At 63.6% G+C, this 20425-nt stretch carries 17 protein-coding genes and 1 riboswitch; of the genes, 10 read left to right on the top strand and 7 right to left on the bottom strand.

Translation table 11 applies throughout. The features are described from left to right. Window positions 1-42 precede the first annotated feature (42 nt). Window positions 43-996, top strand: coding sequence for an MBL fold metallo-hydrolase (locus VGD45_RS08975; protein WP_331154948.1), 954 nt, complete (start codon window positions 43-45; stop codon window positions 994-996). Window positions 997-1027: 31 nt separating this feature from the next. Next, window positions 1028-1888, top strand: a complete 861-nt coding sequence (locus VGD45_RS08970) for a DMT family transporter (protein ID WP_331154947.1) — start codon at window positions 1028-1030, stop codon at window positions 1886-1888. Here the strand turns inward: VGD45_RS08970 and VGD45_RS08965 are convergent, their stop codons facing one another. Further along, window positions 1889-3052: an MFS transporter gene (locus tag VGD45_RS08965; RefSeq protein WP_331154946.1), complete on the bottom strand. Its 1164-nt coding sequence runs from the start codon at window positions 3050-3052 to the stop codon at window positions 1889-1891. 147 nt (window positions 3053-3199) lie between these two features. Between VGD45_RS08965 and VGD45_RS08960 the strand changes: the two genes are divergently transcribed. Continuing rightward, window positions 3200-4096 (top strand): LysR family transcriptional regulator, encoded by an 897-nt coding sequence (locus VGD45_RS08960; protein ID WP_331154945.1) that lies wholly within the window; start codon window positions 3200-3202, stop codon window positions 4094-4096. Window positions 4097-4202: 106 nt separating this feature from the next. Continuing rightward, window positions 4203-5621, top strand: coding sequence for a M20/M25/M40 family metallo-hydrolase (locus tag VGD45_RS08955; protein WP_331154944.1), 1419 nt, complete (start codon window positions 4203-4205; stop codon window positions 5619-5621). Window positions 5622-5628: 7 nt separating this feature from the next. Here VGD45_RS08955 and VGD45_RS08950 read toward each other — a convergent pair whose 3' ends face one another. The 6 genes from VGD45_RS08950 to VGD45_RS08925 form a co-directional block, all read right to left on the bottom strand. Beyond that, complete coding sequence (locus VGD45_RS08950) at window positions 5629-7077, bottom strand: DHA2 family efflux MFS transporter permease subunit (protein WP_331154943.1); 1449 nt, start codon at window positions 7075-7077, stop codon at window positions 5629-5631. Between the two features lie 107 nt (window positions 7078-7184). Beyond that, a complete protein-coding gene (locus tag VGD45_RS08945) occupies window positions 7185-7526 on the bottom strand; it encodes a thioredoxin family protein (RefSeq protein WP_414717567.1) in 342 nt (113 codons plus the stop codon). A gap of 58 nt (window positions 7527-7584) precedes the next feature. Next, window positions 7585-8061, bottom strand: a complete 477-nt coding sequence (gene gspG / locus VGD45_RS08940) for a type II secretion system major pseudopilin GspG (RefSeq protein ID WP_331154941.1) — start codon at window positions 8059-8061, stop codon at window positions 7585-7587. Between the two features lie 187 nt (window positions 8062-8248). Next, window positions 8249-9094, bottom strand: coding sequence for a lipid-binding SYLF domain-containing protein (locus VGD45_RS08935; protein WP_331154940.1), 846 nt, complete (start codon window positions 9092-9094; stop codon window positions 8249-8251). 195 nt (window positions 9095-9289) lie between these two features. After that, window positions 9290-12076 (bottom strand): serine/threonine-protein kinase, encoded by a 2787-nt coding sequence (locus tag VGD45_RS08930; RefSeq protein ID WP_331154939.1) that lies wholly within the window; start codon window positions 12074-12076, stop codon window positions 9290-9292. Next, on the bottom strand, window positions 12073-12648 hold the full coding sequence (locus tag VGD45_RS08925; RefSeq protein WP_293865250.1) for an ECF-type sigma factor: 576 nt from the start codon (window positions 12646-12648) through the stop codon (window positions 12073-12075). Before VGD45_RS08925 ends, VGD45_RS08930 begins: the two co-directional genes overlap by 4 nt. 406 nt (window positions 12649-13054) lie before the next feature. On the opposite strand from VGD45_RS08925, the gene VGD45_RS08920 reads away from it, so the two are divergent. The 6 genes from VGD45_RS08920 to VGD45_RS08895 all read left to right on the top strand — a co-directional run bounded on the left by VGD45_RS08920 (window position 13055) and on the right by VGD45_RS08895 (window position 20394). Further along, complete coding sequence (locus VGD45_RS08920) at window positions 13055-13594, top strand: hypothetical protein (RefSeq protein ID WP_331154938.1); 540 nt, start codon at window positions 13055-13057, stop codon at window positions 13592-13594. 57 nt (window positions 13595-13651) lie between these two features. After that, window positions 13652-13873: a hypothetical protein gene (locus VGD45_RS08915; RefSeq protein ID WP_331154937.1), complete on the top strand. Its 222-nt coding sequence runs from the start codon at window positions 13652-13654 to the stop codon at window positions 13871-13873. Window positions 13874-14147: 274 nt separating this feature from the next. Continuing rightward, a riboswitch (cyclic di-GMP riboswitch) is annotated at window positions 14148-14232 on the top strand. 71 nt (window positions 14233-14303) lie between these two features. Then, on the top strand, window positions 14304-14846 hold the full coding sequence (locus VGD45_RS08910) for a TlpA disulfide reductase family protein (protein WP_331154936.1): 543 nt from the start codon (window positions 14304-14306) through the stop codon (window positions 14844-14846). Between the two features lie 113 nt (window positions 14847-14959). Further along, window positions 14960-15613 carry a hypothetical protein gene (locus tag VGD45_RS08905; RefSeq protein ID WP_331154935.1) on the top strand — a complete coding sequence of 218 codons (654 nt, stop codon included), beginning with the start codon at window positions 14960-14962 and terminating at the stop codon, window positions 15611-15613. Between the two features lie 3 nt (window positions 15614-15616). Then, window positions 15617-17545: a tetratricopeptide repeat protein gene (locus VGD45_RS08900; RefSeq protein ID WP_331154934.1), complete on the top strand. Its 1929-nt coding sequence runs from the start codon at window positions 15617-15619 to the stop codon at window positions 17543-17545. Next, a complete protein-coding gene (locus tag VGD45_RS08895) occupies window positions 17542-20394 on the top strand; it encodes a tetratricopeptide repeat protein (RefSeq protein WP_331154933.1) in 2853 nt (950 codons plus the stop codon). The genes VGD45_RS08900 and VGD45_RS08895 overlap by 4 nt, the downstream gene beginning before the upstream one ends. The last annotated feature ends 31 nt before the right edge of the window (window positions 20395-20425 follow it).

Genomic DNA, 20425 nt, shown 5'->3' with positions numbered 1-20425 from the left:
TCCGCCCGTCGATGCCGTCGGTTCCCAGAGCTAGGAGGGCCTATGTCGATTTGCATCAGGCAGGTGTTGGTTGTCGGCCTGGCTGCCTGGCTTGGCGGTGCGTTGAGCGCGACCAGTCAGGCGGGCGATCTCGCCGAACTGCGGGACAAAGTCTGGATTCACGGCGCCGAGGATTGCGAGACCAATCGCGACCCGCCGCTGGAGGTGTTCCGCTTCGATGCGGACACTTACGTGTTGAGGCAAAGCAAATGCGTGAACTGGGAAGCGCCGTTCATGTATGTGCTGTTCGGTCAGCACACCGTGTTCGTCCAGGACACCGGCGCCACTGAAGACGCGGCCGTATTCCCCGTGTATGAGACCATTCGCAAGCTCATCCAGGAACGCGGCAACCCACAGCTGAAGATGCTGGTCACTCACTCGCACAGCCACGGCGATCACATCGCCGGCGACGCGCAGTTCCGCGGCAAGCCGGGCGTGACACTGGTCGAGCCGAACAACGAAGCGGTGCGTAAGTTCTTCGGCTTTACGAAATGGCCGCAAGGTGCTGCCACCGTGGATCTGGGCGGCCGGGTGCTGACCGTTCTGCCCGCGCCAGGGCATCAAACCGAAGCTCTGGCGGTCTTCGATTCGCGCACGGGTTGGCTGCTGACGGGCGACAGTGTCCTGCCGGGCAGGTTGTACGTGTGGGACTGGCCGACCTTCAAAGCCAGCGTGCGCCGGATGGTCGAATTCTCCAGGACCAATCCCGTCACCGCAGTAATGGGAACTCACATCGAGCTATCGCGAACCGGCGAGCAGTTCCCGGCCGGCACGCCGTTTCAACCGAATGAAGCCAGCCTGGTGCTCACCCCTGAAGATCTGGTGCAACTGGACCGGCTGCTGCAAAAGGCGGGCGACGAGCCGAAGGAAATCGTGACCGACAGCTACGTCGTCAGTCCGGTCGGTATGCTCAAACGAGCGATTAGCGCCATCATCAAGGCGCTCACGCCCGATTGATCGGGTGCGCGATGTTAGAATCGCGCCACTCATGCACCCACTCGCGATCGCGGCCGTCCTGCTGGCGGCGCTGACTCACGCCACATGGAACCTGGCCGCCAAGCGAGCCGCGGGCTCACGCCACTTTGTGTGGCTGTACTCACTGGGCTCGATCGTTCTGTATGCGCCGGCCGTGGCGTGGGTGCTGATTTCCGAACGCCCGCAGTTCGAAACGGCGCATTGGCTGGCGTTACTCATGACCGGCATCCTGCACATGGGCTATTCGCTCACGCTGCAAGCCGGTTATCGAGTGTCCGACCTGTCGTTGGTCTATCCGCTCGCGCGCGGCACTGGACCGTTGCTGTCGTTCCTTGCCGCGACATTCCTGTTGAAGGAACCCGCCAGCGCCTTCTCAGTGCTCGGCGTGTTGTTGATCGTCAGTGGCATCGTGATGGTGTCGGGGCTTGCCAGCGAACCGCACAAAGCGCCTCGTGCGGGCGTCGCGCTTGGCATCCTCACCGGATTTTTCATCGCCGGCTACACCATCAACGATGGCTGGGCCGTGAAGACACTGATGCTCTCGCCGTTCCTGATCGACTTCACCGGCAACCTGATCCGACTGGGATTGCTAGCGCCCATGGCGCTCAGGGATCGAGCCAATTTGATGGCGGAGGCCAGAACGTATCGCACGCCCATTCTCATCGTCGCCGTGCTCGGGCCGCTCGGTTACATCCTCGTGTTGTACGCGATGAAACATGCGCCCATCGGGCACGTCGCTCCCATGCGCGAACTGGCGACATTGATCGGCACGTACTTCGGCGCGCGTTTGCTGAAGGAGTCAGTGACGCCGATGCGATTGATCGGCGCCGTGCTCATCGTCAGCGGTGTCGTGGCCTTGGCCGCCACCGGGTAATCAACAGGCAGCCGCCACCTCTCGCGACGCTCGCAGCCCTTTGAAGGCGAGCGCGGCGGCAGTCAGCGGCAGCAGAGCGGCTACCCAGGGCAGCGCGGTCAATCCCGGCCCATGATCGATCACCACGCCTCCGAGCCACGCGCCAAGCGCGTTGCCGAGATTGAATGCGCCGATGTTGAAGCTGGACGCGAGGCTTTGGCCGGCGCCGTTGGATTTCTCCAGCACCCACATCTGCAGCGGTGGCACCGTTGCAAACGAAGCAGCGCCGAGCAGGGCGACGAAAACCGTCATGGCGACGCCGTCGTGGACGGCGAATGTCATCAACACCAGCACCGCGGCGAGCGCGAGCAACGAACCGATGAGCGTGGCTTCGAGATGACGATCCGCGAGCTTGCCGCCGACGATGTTGCCCACGACCAGGCCGCCGCCGAACACCAGCAAGATCAATGAAACGGCGCGCTCGCTGAAGTGAGTCAGCTGAGTCAGCAGTGGCGCAATGTAAGTGAAGACGACGAACATCCCACCAAACCCGAATACAGTCGTCAGCAGCGCCAGCGCCACTGGCCCGCGGGCGAGAGCGCGAACGTCACTCCGCCAGTCCCCTTCTTCGATCTGTCCCGCGTCTCGTGGCACGAGCAACGTAATGACTGCTAGCGCAAAGGCGCCGATGCCGACCACGGCCCAGAACGTGGCGCGCCATCCCGCCATCTGACCCAGCCAGGTCCCGAACGGAACGCCGAGCACCGTTGCGATGGTCAACCCCGTGAACATGATGGCGATCGCCGACGCGCGCTGTTGAGGCGCAACCAATTGTGTCGCGACTACCGAGCCGACGCCGAAGAACGTTCCGTGCGCGAACGCTGTGAGGACGCGCGCTGCCAGGAGTCCAAAGTAGCTGGGGGCGATGGCGCAGGCGAGATTGCCCAGGGTGAAAATCGCCATCAGAGCGAGCAGAGTGGCTTTGCGCGGCCAGCGTGCTGTGACCACCGTCATCACCGGTGCGCCGGCCATGACGCCGAGCGCATAGCCGGAGATCAACATGCCGGCGGCGGAGATGGAAACATTCAGGTCGCCGCTGACTTCCAGCAGCAATCCCATGATCACGAATTCGGTGACGCCGATTCCGAAGGCGCCGACCGCGAGCGCATACAGAGCGAGAGGCATGACAGTCCCGGGAGGTTGAGGGAAGGTCATGATGCGGGCGCGCTCGATTGCTGATAAGAATGTCCGCGCACACGACCGTCGTGCATTGAATGAACGAATCCCGCTCGCACGCGCTTGCGCGTCGAGCTCTTACGACCAGGCGCGTCCATGGACAACAGAACTGGCGAAATCGAGGCTTTTCTTCGCACTGTCGAGGGTGGCAGCTTTGCCGCCGCGGCCAAGGCGCTGCGCCAAACGCCCTCGGCGGTCAGCCGGAGCGTGGCCAGGCTCGAAGCCCGTCTGGGCGTACGGCTGCTGACGCGCACTACTCGTTCGCTTTCGGTGACCCCGGAAGGCGAGAGGTTCCGCGTACAGGCCCAGAAGTTGCTGGTGGATCTCGATGAGCTGGAGCGCTCGTTCGCCGCCGACAAGAGCGAGCCTCGTGGCCGCCTGCGAGTCAGCGCGTCGACGCCGTTTGGCATTCATCAGCTGTTGCCGGTGCTGCCGGAGTTCCTGCAGCGGTATCCGAAGATCACGGTGGACTTGTCGCTCAGCGATGCCGTCGTCGATCTGGTGGGCGAACGCACCGACGTGGCCATTCGACACGGCCCTTTGCGTGACTCGTCGCTTCGTGCTCGCAAGCTCGGCAGCAGCCGCTGGATCGTGGCCGCCTCGCCCGAATATCTGCAGCGTCATGGCACGCCCCAGACGCCATCGGATCTCGAGCAGCACAATTGTCTCAACTTCAACTACCGGCGCTCGGTGGAGGGTTGGACCTTTCGGACCGGGACCCGCGTCAAGCAATATCACGTGGGCGGCAATTTCCTCGGCAACTCCGGCGAGGCGCTGCGACTCATGTGCCTCGGCGGCGCTGGCGTCGCGCGACTGGCGGACTTCTTGATCGGCGCCGACGTGCGCGCCGGCCGCCTCGTGCCACTGCTACAGAATTACATCAGAGCCGACAGCGAAGACGTCCACGCGCTCTACATCGGCCACACCCGTTTGGCCGCCCGCGTACGTGTGTTCTTGGATTTCCTGGTGGAGCGTGTGTCGCTCGACGCGTGACATCCTTCGGCGCTATCGCCAGCGCTCTGTATACAAGCCCGAAGCCGCGACCCGTGCGACAATCGACGTTTAGCCATGGCCATGGCGACATAGCGCGAGGTTCGAAGTGAAGTCCCGTTCGCAAATCAAACATTATGTCTCGGTGCTGGTTGGCTGCGCGGCCGTGGGTATGGCCGCGGGTCCGGTGGCGGCCAGTTCGACGGCGGTGAAGCCGGAGCTGCACGATCAGGCGTTGGGCATTCTGCAGAAGTCCATCAGCTTCCGGACGGTGGACGGGGCGGGTCAGGTGCCGGCGTACGCCGAGTATTTGAAGGGCGTGCTGGTGGAAGCCGGCTTCCCCGCGTCCGATATCACCATCGAACCCGTGGCGAATACGGCGACATTCGTGGCTCGCTATCGCGGAACCGACAGCAAGAAAAAGCCCCTGATGGTCCTCGGCCACATGGACGTCGTGGAAGCCAAGCGCGAGGACTGGAAGCGGGATCCGTTCACGCCGGTGATCGAGAACGGCTATGTGTTCGGCCGCGGCTCGGTGGACAACAAGTTCGAGCTCTCCATGATCGTCGCGACGGTCGCGAAGCTGAAGCGGGAAGGCTGGAAGCCCAGGCGCGACGTGATCCTCGCGTTCTCGGGCGATGAGGAAACGTCGATGGCCAGCACTCGCAAGCTGGCCGCTCAGTTCAAGGACGCCGAGCTGGTGTTGAACGGCGACGCGGGCGGCGGTCTGCTGTCCGAGGAAGGTCAGCCCGTCGTTTACGGCTTGCAGGCTGGCGAAAAGAGCTATGCGGATTACAAGCTCACCGTCACCAATCCGGGCGGACATTCCAGCCGGCCGAGCAAAGTGAACGCCATCAATCAGCTGGCTCGCGCGCTCGATCGCATCGCTGCGTATGAATTCCCAGCCATGCACAACGAGCTGACGATGGCCTACTTCAAAGAGAGCCTGCCGAAGCTGTCCGGCCCGACGGCGGCGGCGATCAAGGCATATCTGGCCAACCCCGAAGACGCGCAGGCCATCGCGACATTGTCGGCTGACCCGAACTACGTCGGCCAGCTGCGCACGACATGCGTGGCCACCATGCTCGAAGGCGGGCACGCGCCGAATGCCTTACCGCAGAAGGCGGTCGCGAATATCAACTGCCGGATCTTCCCGGGCGTGTCGTTCGCGGACGTGCAGAAGACGCTGACCGAAGTCGTGGCGGATCCGAATGTCGCCGTGACTCTGCCGGGCTCCGGTTCGGTCGCGAGCGATGCGTCGCCGCTGCGTAAGGATGTGATGAATGCAGTGACCAAGGCGGTGCACGCGCGCTTCCCTGGTTTGTCCATCGTGCCGTCGATGTCGGCCGGCGCCACGGACAGCATGCATTTCCGCGCCTTGGGTGTGCCGAGCTACGGCGTCTCGGGTTTGTTCATGAAGGATTCGGACGAGTTCGCGCACGGCCTCGATGAGCGCGCGCCTGTGTCGTCTATCGACGGCGCGCTCGCGCATTGGGACAGCTTGCTGAAGGCGCTGGCTCGTCAGTAAACAGATGTCACGCGCGCGAGCTCGACGTGGGCTCGCGCGTGCCGACGGAAGCGGGCTTGTCGATCAGCGCATGCCCGTCTTCGGGGCGCAGCGCCCAAAAACTGAGCGACGACACGATGGTCGCCGCTCCCAATGTGAGCAACGCCGCGTGCAAGGCGTTGACGACCGCGACCTGATCGGTCTGCGGCAGATTTCCCAGATACCAGCCCGTGAGCAGCGAACCGCAGGCCAGCCCGAAGCTCATCGATAGCTGCTGCATGGAGCTGGCGATGGTGTTGGCCATGCTGGAGCTGCGATCGTCGATGTCGGCGAAGGCCAGCGAATTCATGCTGGAGAACTGCATCGAATTGCCCGAGCCCACCAGAAAGCTCAGCAGTACGATCAGTGCCATGGGCGTATCGCGGTCCACCAGCGCGAACAAACCGATGACCGCGCCCATCAAGACCGTGTTCATGGTGAGCACGCGCCGATAACCGAAGCGGCGAAGCACATGGGGCGCCCACGCCTTCACCACCATGGCCGCGATGGCGGAGGGCGCCATGAGCAAGCCCGATTGCCATGCCGGCAGCCCGAGTCCGAGCTGATAGAACAGCGGTAGCAGAAAGGGCAGGCCGCCGATCCCGAGACGGGTGACGAGGCCGCCGGCCACCGAAACGCGGAACGTGCGCACTTTGAATAAGCGCAGATTCAACAGCGGCGACTCGCTCCGATTCGCGTGCCACGCATATGCGCCCAGCAGCGCAAACGAAAGTAACAACAGGAGTGTCGTGGTAGTCGCCTCAAGGCGATGCTCGCCGAACACTTCGAGCAGCCACGAAAGCAGCGCCGCGCCCGAGCAGAACAAGATCAAACCGACTACATCCAGTGGCCGTGGCGAGTCGCTGCGATAATCCGGCATGTGATGGCGGATCATCCACAGTGCCGCGAGTCCCACCGGCACGTTGACGAAAAAGATCTCGCGCCATGACCACCAATGCACGATCAGACCGCCCGCCGTCGGACCGAGCAGCGGGCCTATCAACGCCGGAATGATCACGAAGTTCATCTTGTTGAGCAGCTGCGAGCGCGGAAACGTTCGCACGATGGCGAGGCGGCCGACAGGCGTCATCATCGCCGCGCCCAGTCCCTGCAGGATGCGTGCGACGACCAGCATCGGCGCGTTCAGCGCCAGGCCGCACATGATCGATGCGCCAGTGAAGATGGCGACCGCGGCCGTGAACACCTTGCGAGTGCCGAAGCGGTCGGCGAGCCAGCCGCTGACGGGTATGCCCACGGCGAGCGCCAGGATGTAACTGGTGACGATGGCTTTGAGGCTGAGCGGCGTGACATCGAGACTGCGCGCCATGGTCGGCACGGCCGTGTTCACGATGGTCGAGTCGAGCTGTTCCATGAACAGCACCAGCCCGACCAGCCAGGGCAGGTAACGCTGAACTGCGGGTGAGGACGCGGTGGTCACGTGCTCCGCCTAAAAAAGACCCTCACTCCCTGGCCCCCTTTCCCGTTGGCAGAGGGGGAACATATGTTTTTATTTTTTATTTCGAGGCGGAGGAAGGCCATGAGGGCTCATTGGGAATCGACTTGCCTGGCGGCGTCGCTGACCGCTTGCGCGGAATTCGGCCGGACCACGCGCGCGACCTCGACGCCGTCTTTCATGAAGATCACGGTGGGCCAGAGTTTCACTTTGAAGGAGCGGCCGAGCGGACGGCCGGGGCCGTCCTCGACTTTGAAGTGACGCAGGTCTGGATGGGCGGCGCGGAACGCATCGAGCGCTTGCACGATGTGCGGCTCGGCCGCGATACAAAAGCCGCACCAGTTGGTGCCGAACTGCAGGACGGTGACGCCGGAGAAGGCGTCGACTTCAGCGCGCGTCGGCGCGGTCTCGGTATAGGCGCTCATAAGCGCCAAATTCTAGAGGCCCGACCTCGCCGTTGTAAGTCGGGTTTTGCATCCCGACAGGATCGCTTTACTGCTTTTCCTGCACCCAGTTGCCGAGGTCGGTGTCGAGGCCTTCGCCGCCTTCCTGGTTGTCCGCGCCGTACGTGAACAGGTCGAATTCCTTGCCGTGCGTGCCGGGGTAGACGTAGCGATAGTCGTTGCCCCAGGGGTCCTTGCGCGCGGTCGGATCGAGATAGCCGCCCGGTTTCCAGTTGCGCACGCTCGAATCGTTCGGCTTCTCGTAAAGCGCCTTGAGGCCCTGCTCGGTGGTGGGATAACGGAAATTATCCATGCGGTAGAGGTTGAGCGCGGTCTCGATGGTGCGGATGTCGCTGGCCACCTTGGTCAGCTGCGCGTCGTCGATCCGGCGCATGACGTTGGGAGCGACGATCGCTGCGAGGATGCCGAGGATCACCACCACCACCATGATTTCGATCAGCGTGAAACCGCGTGCCGCGGACCGGTTCATGCGTGCCGCTGCTTGGGAAAAATGAGTCGATTTCATTGCAATCTCGTTGCGCTGTAAGACATGCCAACTGCCGTGTCGGGCCGCGCGCGATCATATCCGGCCCGCCCCACTTCGCATACTGGGGCGCAAACGAGGGGCCGTGCGGGATCGCCGTCGGTTCAGGCGGTTTAGATGCGGGAAGCGGCCGCGAGTTCGGGGTTCTCGCGGCGCGGACTCGCAATAGTTATTGCGGCGGTTCCTGACCCGGCTGTGGGTCTTCCATGGGATACGTCTGCACGCCGCTGCTGGCGGGCGGTGAGCTGGCCGTGGAATTGGGCGGCTGGGCCGCCGGTGTGGCGGTCTGGGCCGGCGGCGCGGCAGTCGCAGGCACGCCGCCCGTGGCGGAGTGCTGAACGGCCGCGATGAACTGATCGGCCGGGGCCGGCGCCGCGGGCGCATCGGAACGAATGATCTCGCTCGCGAGGATGCCGGGCTTCTTATAGAAGGATTCGTTCGAGTTGCCGTCGATGGTGATGGCCGATCCATCCAACGCCACGCCCGCGAACAGGCCGCTGGCGCGCGAATACGAATACACCTGCGCGGTCAGGCCGATGTCGGTGGCCGCCGAGCTCTGCCGCCCGATCGGGCCCGCCGCCACCGAAGCGTCTGCGCCCAGCGTCACCTTGCCGCCGACGATGCCTTCGATGCTTTGTTTTGAGGTGAAAACGAGCACCACGTCGGCCGACTGCACGCCCACCTGGAAGCCGAAGCTGCCGCCGGTGAGGTTGATGAAAATCGGATTGCTCCACTGGCCGGTGTCCTTGCGCACGACCAGCACGCCCTTGCCGCGGCGACCGCCGATGCCCAAGCCCACCTTGATCACGGTGGGAATCACGGCGACCGCGTAAGCCCGTTCCAGCAACCAGGTAGGAATATTTTGCTCGGGCATGCGCATCAGCTCGCTCAGCACTTGAGTCGAGGTGAGCAGGCGCGCGTCCTGTCGTTCGCCGGCCATGGCGCTGGCGCCCATGGCGCAGGAAAGCAAAAACACCGCGAGCCGGGAAGCGAACAGGTGGGGTCGTGTGAGCATCGTTGCCGTCACTCCTACAAGTGAGTCTTAGCAATGAGACTGTAGCAGAAGTGGATTGTTCAAGACTCGGGATCGGGCATCCTGCCACGACCCTCGTAGCGAGACGGCAAAAGGCGTGACTTTTGCCTCTCGCTCGCCGCCTGCGGCGGCGGGGTACATCCCTGTACCCGAGGTGCTACTAGCGAGGCTGCCGAATTAGTTGGGGCGGGCTTGCGGCTTGTCCTGGGGCGAGGGGCCGCTGGTGGCGAGCATCAGTTCGTTGAGTTTCTCGCGCTGCCCGCTCGCGAGGTAGAACTGCTCGACGCGCTGGCGCGCCTTGATCCGCACGTCGCGGTCGGCGCTTTCGTCGGCCGCGAGCTCGGTATATGCGCGCGTGAGATAACTCTCCGCCTCGCGCATGCGGCCTTGCTTGAACAGCGTTTCGCCGAGCGCGCTGGCCGCGCGCGCGGAACGCCAGGCCGGCGCGTCGGTGCGCTTCCAGCGATTCATCGCGGCGGTGAGCATCGCTTCTGCGTCGTTGAGCCGATTGGTCTCGAGGAACACTTCGCCCAGCAGATGTTCCGCCGAGCACACGTACTGGTGATCGGCGTGCCGGGTCTTTTCCAGCGTGGCGAGCGAGTGCCGCAGCTCTCTTTCGGCCTCGGTGTACTTGCCACGCTTCATGAGCACGGATGCGTACGCTGTCCGAAAATACGGCGTATAGCTGTGTTCCGCGCCCAATGCATTGACCAGCGAATCGAGCGCGTCGGCCGCGAATTTCTCGGCTTCCGCCATTTGCCCCTGTGCGGCGCGGATCTGCCGCAGCGAGTCGAGCACCTCGGCGACCTGTCTGCTGTTCTCGCCGAACAGGATGCTCTGGCTTTCCAGCGACTTCTCGAACAACTCGCTGGCTTCGTCGTAGCGATTCTGCATCAGCAGCGCTTCGCCGAGGCGCGTCTCGGCGAGCACGCGATCGGGATGCAAATTCGGCGTGGACATACGGAAGATGTCGACAGCCTCGCGTGTCACGCGCTCCACGGCCGCCGTATCGTCCATCCACATGAACACTTGCGACAGCTCCATCAACACCACCGCGACTTCGTTGTCGTTGGGGCCGCGCACCTGGCGATTGAGCGCCAGGCTTTGTTCGAGCGAGCGACGCGCGCCGAGCACGTTGCCGCTCTGGAATTCGACACGGCCGCGGTTCATCAGCAGCGTGGCGTAGGTCGGCGTCTTCTGTTCGCCGAGCCGTTCGCACAGCGCCATCGCTTCGCGCAGCACTTTCTCTGAACCGGTGAAATCGCCCAGCGTGCGCAGCGTGACTGCGAGCTCCGACATGTCGTCGGCCGCCATCAAACCGCCGCCATTGATCATCTGCCGGCGCAGGTGCACGGCGTCTTCGAGATAACTCAGCGAGCGCTCCGCATCGCCGCTGCGACGGAAGGCGCGGCCGATCGAAGACAGCAGTCGCGCGCGCACTTCGGGATTCATGTCGCGGTCGGCGCGCACGTTCCGGCCGGACTTTTCGAGCACCTCGCGGGCGCTGATCTCCCGGCCCTGCGAGTTGTAGGGCTCGGCCGCGGAGAACAGGCTGATCATGAATTCGGAAACGGCCTGTGCCGATTTGCTTTCGTTCGCGGCCTTGTCGCGCTCGGCGGCGATGCGTTGATTCTGAACGGACATCGCGACCGCGAACGCGACGATGACCAGCATGAAAAACGCGCCCGCCGAAACGCCGAACGCGTGTCGGCGCACGAAACGTTGCGAGTAGTAGAGCCAATTGCCCTGGCGGGCGACCACCGGCTCGCGCGACAGAAAACGGCGCACGTCGGCCGCGAGCTGTTCGACCGAGCCGTAGCGGTGCTGCGGCTCCTTGCGGAGCGCTCGCATGACGATGGCGTCGATATCGCCGAGCAAACGTTTGTGCAGCCGATCCGGCTGCAGGTCGCGCGCGAGAGCGATGGCGCCGATGGTGGACTCGCCGTCGGCCGGCTCCGATTCGATGGCTTTGCGGACCGCGGTGCTCGGGCGCTGCGGATCGCTGATACAAATGGATCGTTCCAGCTCGAGCTGACTGGCCGAGGACGGCACGGTGTATGGCCGCAGGCCGGTGAGCAATTCATATAAAACGACGCCGAGCGCATACACGTCGCTGGCGGTGGTGACCTGCCGGCCGAGAATCTGCTCGGGGCTCGCATATTCCGGCGTGAGCAGCCGGTCGTTCATGCGCGTCAGCGCCAGCATGGCCGCGGCGTCGCCGGTATCGAGCAGCTTGGCGATGCCGAAATCCAGCAACTTGGGCGAGCCTTCGGCGGTGACCAGGATGTTGGCCGGCTTCAAGTCACGATGCACGACCAGGTTCTGGTGGGCGTACTGAACGGCGTTACATATTTCCAGGAACAGGTTCAGTCGCGCGGTGAGGTCCAGTTGCTGCCGGTCGCAGTAGCGATCCACCGGTTCGCCATGGACGTACTCCATGATCAGGAACGGGTGCCCTTCGCTGGTCTCGCCCGCGTCCAGCAGACGCGCGATGTTGGCGTGATTCAGGCTGGCGAGAATCTGACGCTCGGCGCGGAAGCGCAGGCCGAGGTCGCCGTGGATGGGCGCGTTGTCGACGATCTTCACCGCGACCTGCGCCGAATACTGGCGGTCGGCGCGCTCGCCCAGATACACCGTGCCGGTGCCGCCGTGGCCGAGAATCGAAACCAGTTTGTAATTGCCGACCACTCTGCCGATGTGCGCCTTGCGACGATCGCGGGTGGTGGCGTCGATGGCCGCGCCGAGCGCGTGGGTCAGCGGACCGGTGGACATGCCGGTGTCACAGGCCAGCAGCTCGAGCAGCTCGTTGCGCAGGTCCTTGTCGCCGCCGGTCTCGGCGGTGATGAAAGCTTCGCGTTGGTTTTCCGGTAATTCGACCGCGCGGGAAAACAAATCCTGCAGCCGTTCCCAGCGTTCGTCGACGATCTTCCCTGGCTGCCCGGTCCGTGGCTGTCCCGTGGTCATGAGGCTTCGGGTTCGCGATTTCGCTGCGGACGGATCTGACGCAGGATCCAGGCCTTGGCGAGCCGGATCTCCCGATCGACGGTGGCCTCGGACACCTTCAGGGTTTCGGACAGCTCCTGATAAGTGAGCCCGCCGAAATAATGCAGCTCGACCATTTCGGCCAGGCGCGGATTGTTGCCCGACAGGCGCTGCAAGGCCTCGTCGATTTCCAGCACGTCGATGTCGCCCGCGGTGGCGGGGCCCAGATCGAGCACGTCGAAATCGTCGAGCGAGCCCGTGGTCGTGCCGCCGCGCTTTTCGCGAAAGCGCGTCTTGGCGTGGTCCACCAGGATACGTCGCATCTGGCGGGCGGCCACGGCGAAGAAATGAGCGCGGTCCTGCCACGACACATTCATCTCGACGAGCTTGACGAATGCTTCGTGAACGACGGCGGTGGCCTGCAAGGTGTGGCCCGGCCGCTCGCGTTTCATATAGCGGCGGGCACGGTTACGCAGCTCCTCATATATGAGCGGCGTCAGTCGTTCCAGGGCGCGCGTGTCCCCTGACTGCCACGCAGACAACAGCCTTGTCACTGCCTGCCGGTCGGGCGGTGGAATGGCCGCTGCGATTGTGTTGCTCAGTTGCGGGTCTCCGATTCGGGGCCTTGTGAAATTCTCTGGTTCGCCGATCGCATGCGGCTCGCGGCCTCAAGCCCGGTCTAGTTTACCGGTCCCAGTGCGACAGTTTCTCACCTGGTCGCCTGGCTGTACCGCGAGCTGCCCGCCAAAACCGCCCTACGGTCGTCCCTGAATCCTGCCCAACCGATTGATTTCGGGCGTCCCCCGAAGCCACCGGTCAGCGATGCACTGATTGTTCCTTTTTTCTTGCAGTTGTCCAGTGGGCGCTGTGACGGGAATCACATTGGGACGTCGCTTAAGTCAGTGATCGAACCAATGCCGGTTCGAACTTTTAGCACTTTTCCTGGGAGGGTTTGTGGTCATGCGTAACGTATTTGCGATTTCGATGGCGGTGGCGTCTGTTTTGTTTGCTGCTTCTCAGTCGGGCGCCGTACAGCTCGCCGACGGCGAGTCGGGCACCAAACGTCCGGTCCTTGCGCTGACCGACGGTGAGTCGGGCACCAAGCGCCCGGTCCTTGCACTGGCGGATGGCGAGTCGGGCACCAAGCGCCCCGTCCTGATGCTGGCGGACGGTGAATCGGGCACCAAGCGCCCCGTGCTCGCGCTGACCGATGGTGAATCCGGCACCAAGCGCCCCGTGCTCGCGCTGGCGGACGGCGAATCCGGCACCAAGCGCCCGGTGCTCGCAATGACGGACGGTGAATCCGGCACCAAGCGCCCCGTGCTCGCGCTGACCGATGGTGAATCCGGCACCAAGCGCCCCGTGCTCACGCTGGCGGACGGTGAATCCGGCACCAAGCGCCCCGTGCTCCCGCTGGCCGATGGCGAATCCGGCACCAAGCGTCCTGTGCTCGCGCTCACCGATGGTGAATCGGGCACCAAGCGTCCGGTGCTCGCCTGAACCCCGGCTCACGAATATTTCTGAACCATTACTGATTTATTTACTGAGATAGACATCATGAAGAAGCACATGGTCCTTGGCGCTCTGTTGTTGACCCTCGGCACGGCCGCTGCCGCCGGCTCGTTCTTTTACGGCCAGGCGCCGAGCGAGGACACCGCGCGGATCACCCTGCCTTCGGATCACGAGCCGGTGACGCAGGAAGTCACGCCGGACATGATCGCGATGTGGAAGGCAACCGCCGCGTCGAGCGATTTCGCCGCTCAGAAAGCACCTATCTAAATCATAGGTGCGTGAACGGGTGCGGCCGGATCCCTCCCTCCGGCCGCGCTCGCGTATCGACCGCGGGAGGGGCATTGGAGAGCTGTCGGTCGTCTCTGTACGGATACAGGCGTCGAACGTCGTTGTCGTCGCCTACCGACAGACCGTCGAAGTGTGCGGTAAATCACAGGCCCATCGCGGTTTTGCGCCGCTGACATCACACTTCGTTCGTTGACATATTTGCGCTGCGTATAGCACCCTAGCTGGCGTTGTCAGAGGCGCTGGCCTGGCCGGTCCTCAACAAAGGCAAACTCACCGAAAGGTGGGGACGCAAAGCCACCGGTCTAAGGGAATTTTCCTAGGACAGCGGGGTTGCCAGCGCCGGCCTCCCTCAACTTCACGCGGAGGCGCCGATCGGCTGCCACCGCGCGTCCGGCGACGAACAAGTTTGATGTCACAGTCCTCACAAGCTTTGCCGCTCCGGGCTGCCGCACGGTTGCCTCGCTTCGCCTTGCTGGCGCTGCTGCTGCTGGGCCCGGCCGTGTGCGTACCCGCTGCCGGGCTGGTCGGTCAGCCCGCGCCCGATTTCGCGTTGCGTTCCTGGGAAGGCGAGAACATGCGCCTGTCGGAGCATTCCGGCGAAGTGGTGCTCATCAATTTCTGGGCGACCTGGTGCGGCCCCTGCCGCCAGGAAATGCCGCTGCTGGATGAGATCTACGGCAAGTACCGGCGGGCCGGCCTGGTGCTGTTCAGTGTCAACATCGACGAACAAAACAATCTCGACGCGGCGCGCGAAATGGCCACCACCTTACGCGTCAGCTACCCGGTACTGTTCGATGCTCGCAAAGACGTGAGCCGCGCCTACCAGGCGAGCACCATGCCGCTGACGGTGCTGATCGATCGCGAAGGCGTGGTGCGTTACGTGTCCGAGGGCTACAAGCTCGGCTACGAAGCGCGCTATACCGAAAAGCTGCGTGAGTTGCTGAACGAGTAAATCGCGCTGCCGAACAAAGTCTGCAACGGATCCGCGTCGCCACGCACATCGAACTCGTAGAGTCGTAGACGAAACTTTCGAGTATTTCCACGGAAGAATTCCCGGACACATCCATGCCGCGCCAGAGCCTGTTCAAGAAGATCGCTACTTTATTGCCCCTGGTCGCGCTGTTTGCGACAGGGCAGGCGAGCGCCCAGGATGGGGCCGCGCAGCGCACACCGCCGACCCTGGCCAATTCGAACTCGACCACCGCGACCACCGCGCCGCTCAGCGAGCCGGGCGCCGCGCCGTCGGCACCGAGCCCCGCAACGAACGACAGCTTCAAGAGCCTGGACGAGGAAGTGCAGGCGCTGAAAAAGGAAGTGCTCGATCTGAATCGCGAGCTGTTCGTGCTGGAAGAAGAGCTGCTGTTCCCCGCCAACACGCAGGTGGCGGTGTTCGTGTCCATGGACGTGGGCGAGTTTTTCGCGCTGGATTCGGTGACCTTGAAGCTCGATAACAAGGAAGTCGCCAACTATCTGTACACCGAGCGCGAGGCGCAGGCGTTGCTCAAGGGCGGCGTGCATCGCGTCTTCATCGGCAATCTCAAAGCGGGCGAGCACGAGCTGATCGCGCTGTTCACCGGCCAGGGGCCGAATGCGCGCGACTATCGGCGTGGCGCGACCGTGAAGCTCGAAAAAGGCGTCGGCGCCAAATACGTCGAGCTGAAGATCAGCGACCGCGCGGTGAAAGCGCAGCCCGAGTTCATCGTCAAGGAATGGGAATAACCCGTGCCGGGCCGATGTAACAAGCTGCTGGCCGCCGTCCTGCTAGCGCTCGGCGCCACTGGCGCGACGGCGAAGGAGCAGCCGCCCGAACCGCGTCCCCTAGTCGGCACCCCGCAAGTGGTGCGCGACCTGCATTGGGGGGACGTGCTGTTCTATTTCTACCAGGACGATTATTTCCAGGCGTTGACGCGCCTGGGCGCGTCGCAGGATTTCAATCGCGTCAGTCATCACGGCGTCGAAGCCGAGCTGCTCAAGGGCGGTCTGTATCTTTCGTTGGGCCAGCACGAGGAAGCGGGCCGCATCTTCAAGGCGCTATTGAACGACAACGTGCCGATGGATGTGCGCAACCGCGCCTGGTTCTATCTCGCCAAGGTCTGGTATCAGCGCAATTATCTGGAAGACGCCGCGACGGCTCTGAGCTCGATCCGCGGCGCGCTGCCCGGCGATCTGGAGCCCGAGCGCCATCTGCTCGAAGCCCAGGTGCTGATGTATCTGAATCGCTATGACGAGGCGATCCGCGCACTGGAGCGTTGGCAGCCGGTCGGCGATCGCGGCGATGCCTGGTCGTCGTACGCCCGCTTCAACATCGGCGTGGCGCTGGTGCGCCAGGAACGCGTCGAAGAAGCCGCCGAGCTGTTGAACGAAGTCGGTCAGATCGCCGCGCCCACCGAAGAAATGGCGGCGCTGCGTGACAAGGCCAATCTCGCGCTCGGCTTCGCGTGGCTCAAGGCCAATCGTCCCGAGGACGCGAAGAAGGTGCTGCAGCGAGTGCGACTCGAAGGTCCGCAGTCGAACAAGGCGCTGCTCGCGGTCGGCTGGGCCGATTCCGCGGAGAAACGTTTCAACAAAGCGCTGGCGCCGTGGCTGGAGCTGCGCGATCGCGACATTCTCGATGCAGCCGTGCAGGAATCGTATCTGGCGATTCCGTATGCATACGCGCAGCTCGCGGCCAACGGCCAGGCGGCCGAGCAGTACGTGACCGCGGTCGAAGCGTTCGCCGCCGAGTCTCAACGCATCGATCAATCCATCCAGGCGATTCGCGACGGCAAGCTGCTCGACGCCATCGTCGAGAACGACAAGGCCGACCAGGTGGGCTGGTACTGGCAGCTGCAGAACCTGCCGGACGCGCCGGAAACCCGTTATCTGTATCACCTGCTGGCGACGCACGAGTTCCAGGAAGGCCTGAAGAACTATCGCGATCTGAAGCTCATGCAGCGCAATCTCGCCACCTGGGCGCTCAGCGTCCAGGCGTTCGAGGACATGGTCGACACGCGACGGCGTGCATACGACCAGCGCGTGCCCGGTTTGCAGAAGACGCTGGACACGGTCGATCTCGACAGCATGGAAGCGCACAAGAACGAATTGGAATCGCGACTGGAAGCCGCCGATCGCGACAACGACGTGGCGGCGCTGGCGACGGCGCGCGAGCAGGAACAATGGGCCAAGGTGCAGCAGATCGAAGCCGTGCTGGCCAAATCGGATCAGAACGATCCGATGGTGCAGGAGATGCGCGAAAAGGCGCGCCTGATCCGCGGCCGGCTGATGTGGGATTTCAATGCCAGCTACAAGGCGCGCCTGTGGCGCGCTCGCAAGGAAATGCGCGAATTGGATGTTGCTTATAAAGAAGCGCGCCGCCGCTCGGTGCTGGTCGATCGCGCCCGTGGAGACTATCCGGCGCGCACCGAAGAGTTCGCGCGGCGCGTTGCCACGTTGCCGCCGCGAATTGACGGTTTGACCGCGCGACTGGAAGCGACGGCGCAAGCGCAGAACCGCTACCTGGCTGCAGTCGCCATCAAGGAGCTCGAATCGCAGAAGCAGCGCCTGGCCTCGTACTCGTTGCAGGCGCGCTTCGCGCTGGCCTCGATTTACGACAAGGCCGCGACCAGCGAGACCAAGAGCGAGAGCGGCGGCGACAAGGGAGGCGCGCAATGAAACATCGCGCTTCAGTCGGCCAGACTTCTCACAACAAGCGTTCTCACAAGCTGCGCATGCTGATCGCGTTCACGTTGTCGAGCGCGGTAGCCATGCCGGCGTTCACGGCGGAGCAAACCGACAGTCGGCCGGCGCGAACCATTCGCGACCTCGAGAAAAAAGAAGTCAAGGTCAAGCCCGATCCGCCGAGCGACGTGAAGGCGCAGCAGGCCATCGAGCAGTATCGCCGCTTCCTCGAATTGGAATCGAAGAACGAGAAGTTGAAGGCCGAGGCGATGCGCCGGCTCGGCGACCTGCAGGTGGAAGTCGACGAAAGCGAGCGAGTCGACGAAAACGCATTCGGCGGCCTGGGCGTCGACGAGGCCGTGCAGTTGTACGAAGGACTGCTGAAGGGCTATCCCAACTACGAGCGCAACGACGTGGTCATGTACCAGCTCGCGCGCGCCTACGGAGTCAAAGGGCAGCCCGAGAAGGCGCTGGCCGTGCTCGATCAGTTGGTGACGACTTATCCCCGCAGCCAATGGCTGATCGAATCTCAGTTCCGGCGCGGCGAGATCCTGTTCAGCGCCGGCCGTTATCGCGAGGCCGAGAATGCCTACACCGCGGTCACCACGCCAGGCGCGGACACCGGCTTCTTCGATCAGGGCTTGTACAAGCTTGGCTGGTCGCTGTTCAAACAATCGCGCGGCGACGAGAGCGTTGCTGCGTTCCTGCGCATGCTCGATCGCGTCCTGGTTCAGGACGGCCGTCTGCGTGCGCGCGACTCGTTGAGCCGACCGGAGCGCGAATTGACCGATGACGCCTTGCGCGCCATTTCCATCACCTACTCGGATATGGATGGGCCGGAATCGCTCGACGCCGCGCTGGCGCAACGAGGCGATCCGCCGTACGCGCATCAGTTATATGAAGCGCTCGGCAATCTGTATATCGAAAAGGAACGTTATCAGGACGCGGCGCTCGCGTTCGAGGCGTTCGCCAAGCGTCGGCCCGACGATCGTTATGCGCCGTCCCTGCAGATGCGCACCATCGAAGCGTATTCGAAGGGCGGCTTCGCGACGCTGGTCATCGACGGCAAGCAGGCATTCGTCGAACGTTACGCGTTCGGCTCGGCGTTCTGGCGCGAGCGCACCGTGAACGATGCTCCCGAAGTGGCCGCACAGTTGAAGTCCAATCAAAAGGACCTCGCCGAGTATTACTACGCGCTGGCGCAGAAGGACAAGAAGCCCGAGAACTACGCGGCTGCTGCGCGTTGGTATCGCGCCATGCTGGATTCCTTCCCGCAGGACGCCGAGGCGCCGGCGACGCGTTTCACCTTGGGTGAAGTGCTGTTTGAGTCCGGGCGCTTCGCGGACGCCGCGCGTGAGTACGAGACCACGGCTTACGATTATCCAGCTCACCCCAAGTCGGCCGCGGCCGGCTATGCCGCGCTCGTGGCGTATCAGAAACATGAGCCGTCGCTGGAAGGTGAGTCGAAGGCGCTGTGGCATCGGCAGGGCATCGAAAGCGCACTGATGTTCGCTACCAGCTTCCCCGAGCATCCCGAGTCGGCGCGTGTGCAGACCAAAGCCGACGAGGATCTGTTCGCGCTGAGCGATTTCGATCGCGTGATCGAAGTGTCGACGCTGATCCTGGAACGCAATCCGCCCGTGGAGCGCAAGCTCGCGCGCACGGCGACCACGCTGCTGGCGCATTCGCTGTTCGATCGCGGCCGGTTCGTCGAGGCCGAGTCGGCGTACGTGAAGGTGCAGGGTTTCCTGCCGGCCAACGATCCCGATCGCGCCAACATCGAAGAGCGCATCGCGGCTTCGATTTACAAACAAGCCGAAGCCAAACGCACGGCCGGCGATGCGACCGGCGCGGTGGATGACTTCCTGCGCGTCGCTGCGCTGGCGCCAAACTCGAAGGCGCGCTCGAACGCGGAATACGACGCGGCCAGCATCCTGTTACAAAACAAGGAATGGGATCGCGCGGCGCAGGTGCTCGAAACATTCCGTCGCAACTATCCGAATCACGAGCTGGTGCCGGACGCGACTCGTTCGCTGGCGGTGGCTTATCTCGAGCTCGGTCGCGGCACGCAGGGCGCTGCGGAGTTGGAGCGAGTGGCCGCGCGAGCTGAAGAGCCTGTGGAAGTGCGGCGCGCTGCCTTGTGGCAAGCGGCTGAGCTCTACGAGAAGGGCGCATCGCCGACCAACGCCGGGCGCCTGTACGCGAGCTATGTGACGCAATATCCGTCGCCGCTCGACCCGGCCATGGATGCGCGCCAGAAGCTTGCTGACATGGCGAAGGCGCAGAACGACGTGAAGACCCGTTCGCAGTGGCTGGACGAAATCATTCGCGCGGATAAATCCGCCGGCGCCGCACGCACCGACCGAAGCAAATATCTGGCCGCCAAGGCGACCATCGAAACGGCCGAGGCGCCCGCCGCGATGTTTGCTGCCGTCAAGCTGACGGCGCCGCTCAACAAGTCGCTCAAGCTCAAGCGCACCGCCATGGAGAAAACACTGGCGGTCTACGGCCAGGCGCTCGACTATGGCGTGGCCGAAGTCACCACGCAGGCGACCTACGGCATGGCCGAGTTGTATCGTCAGCTGGGCGCGGATCTGATGGCGTCGGAACGACCCAAGGATCTGGACGCCGACGCCAAGGAACAATACGACGTGCTGCTGGAAGAGCAGGCGTTCCCGTTCGAGGAAAAGGCCATCGAGTTGCACGAGACCAACGCGCAGCGCACCGGCGACGGTGTGTACGACGCCTGGGTCCAGCGCAGCTTCGACGTGCTGGCCAAGCTGGTGCCGGCGCGCTACGCCAAGACCGAAATCAGTGAAGATTATGTGCCGACGTTGCCTTAATAACGCCGAGCCCGGCCGCCATTCGAGCATT

The organism is Steroidobacter sp. (genome assembly GCF_036402275.1).
In the GTDB taxonomy this organism is placed as follows: Bacteria; Pseudomonadota; Gammaproteobacteria; order Steroidobacterales; family Steroidobacteraceae; genus Steroidobacter.
Note: the sequence above shows the minus strand (reverse complement) of the source record. Positions and strands in the feature narration are given on the sequence as shown.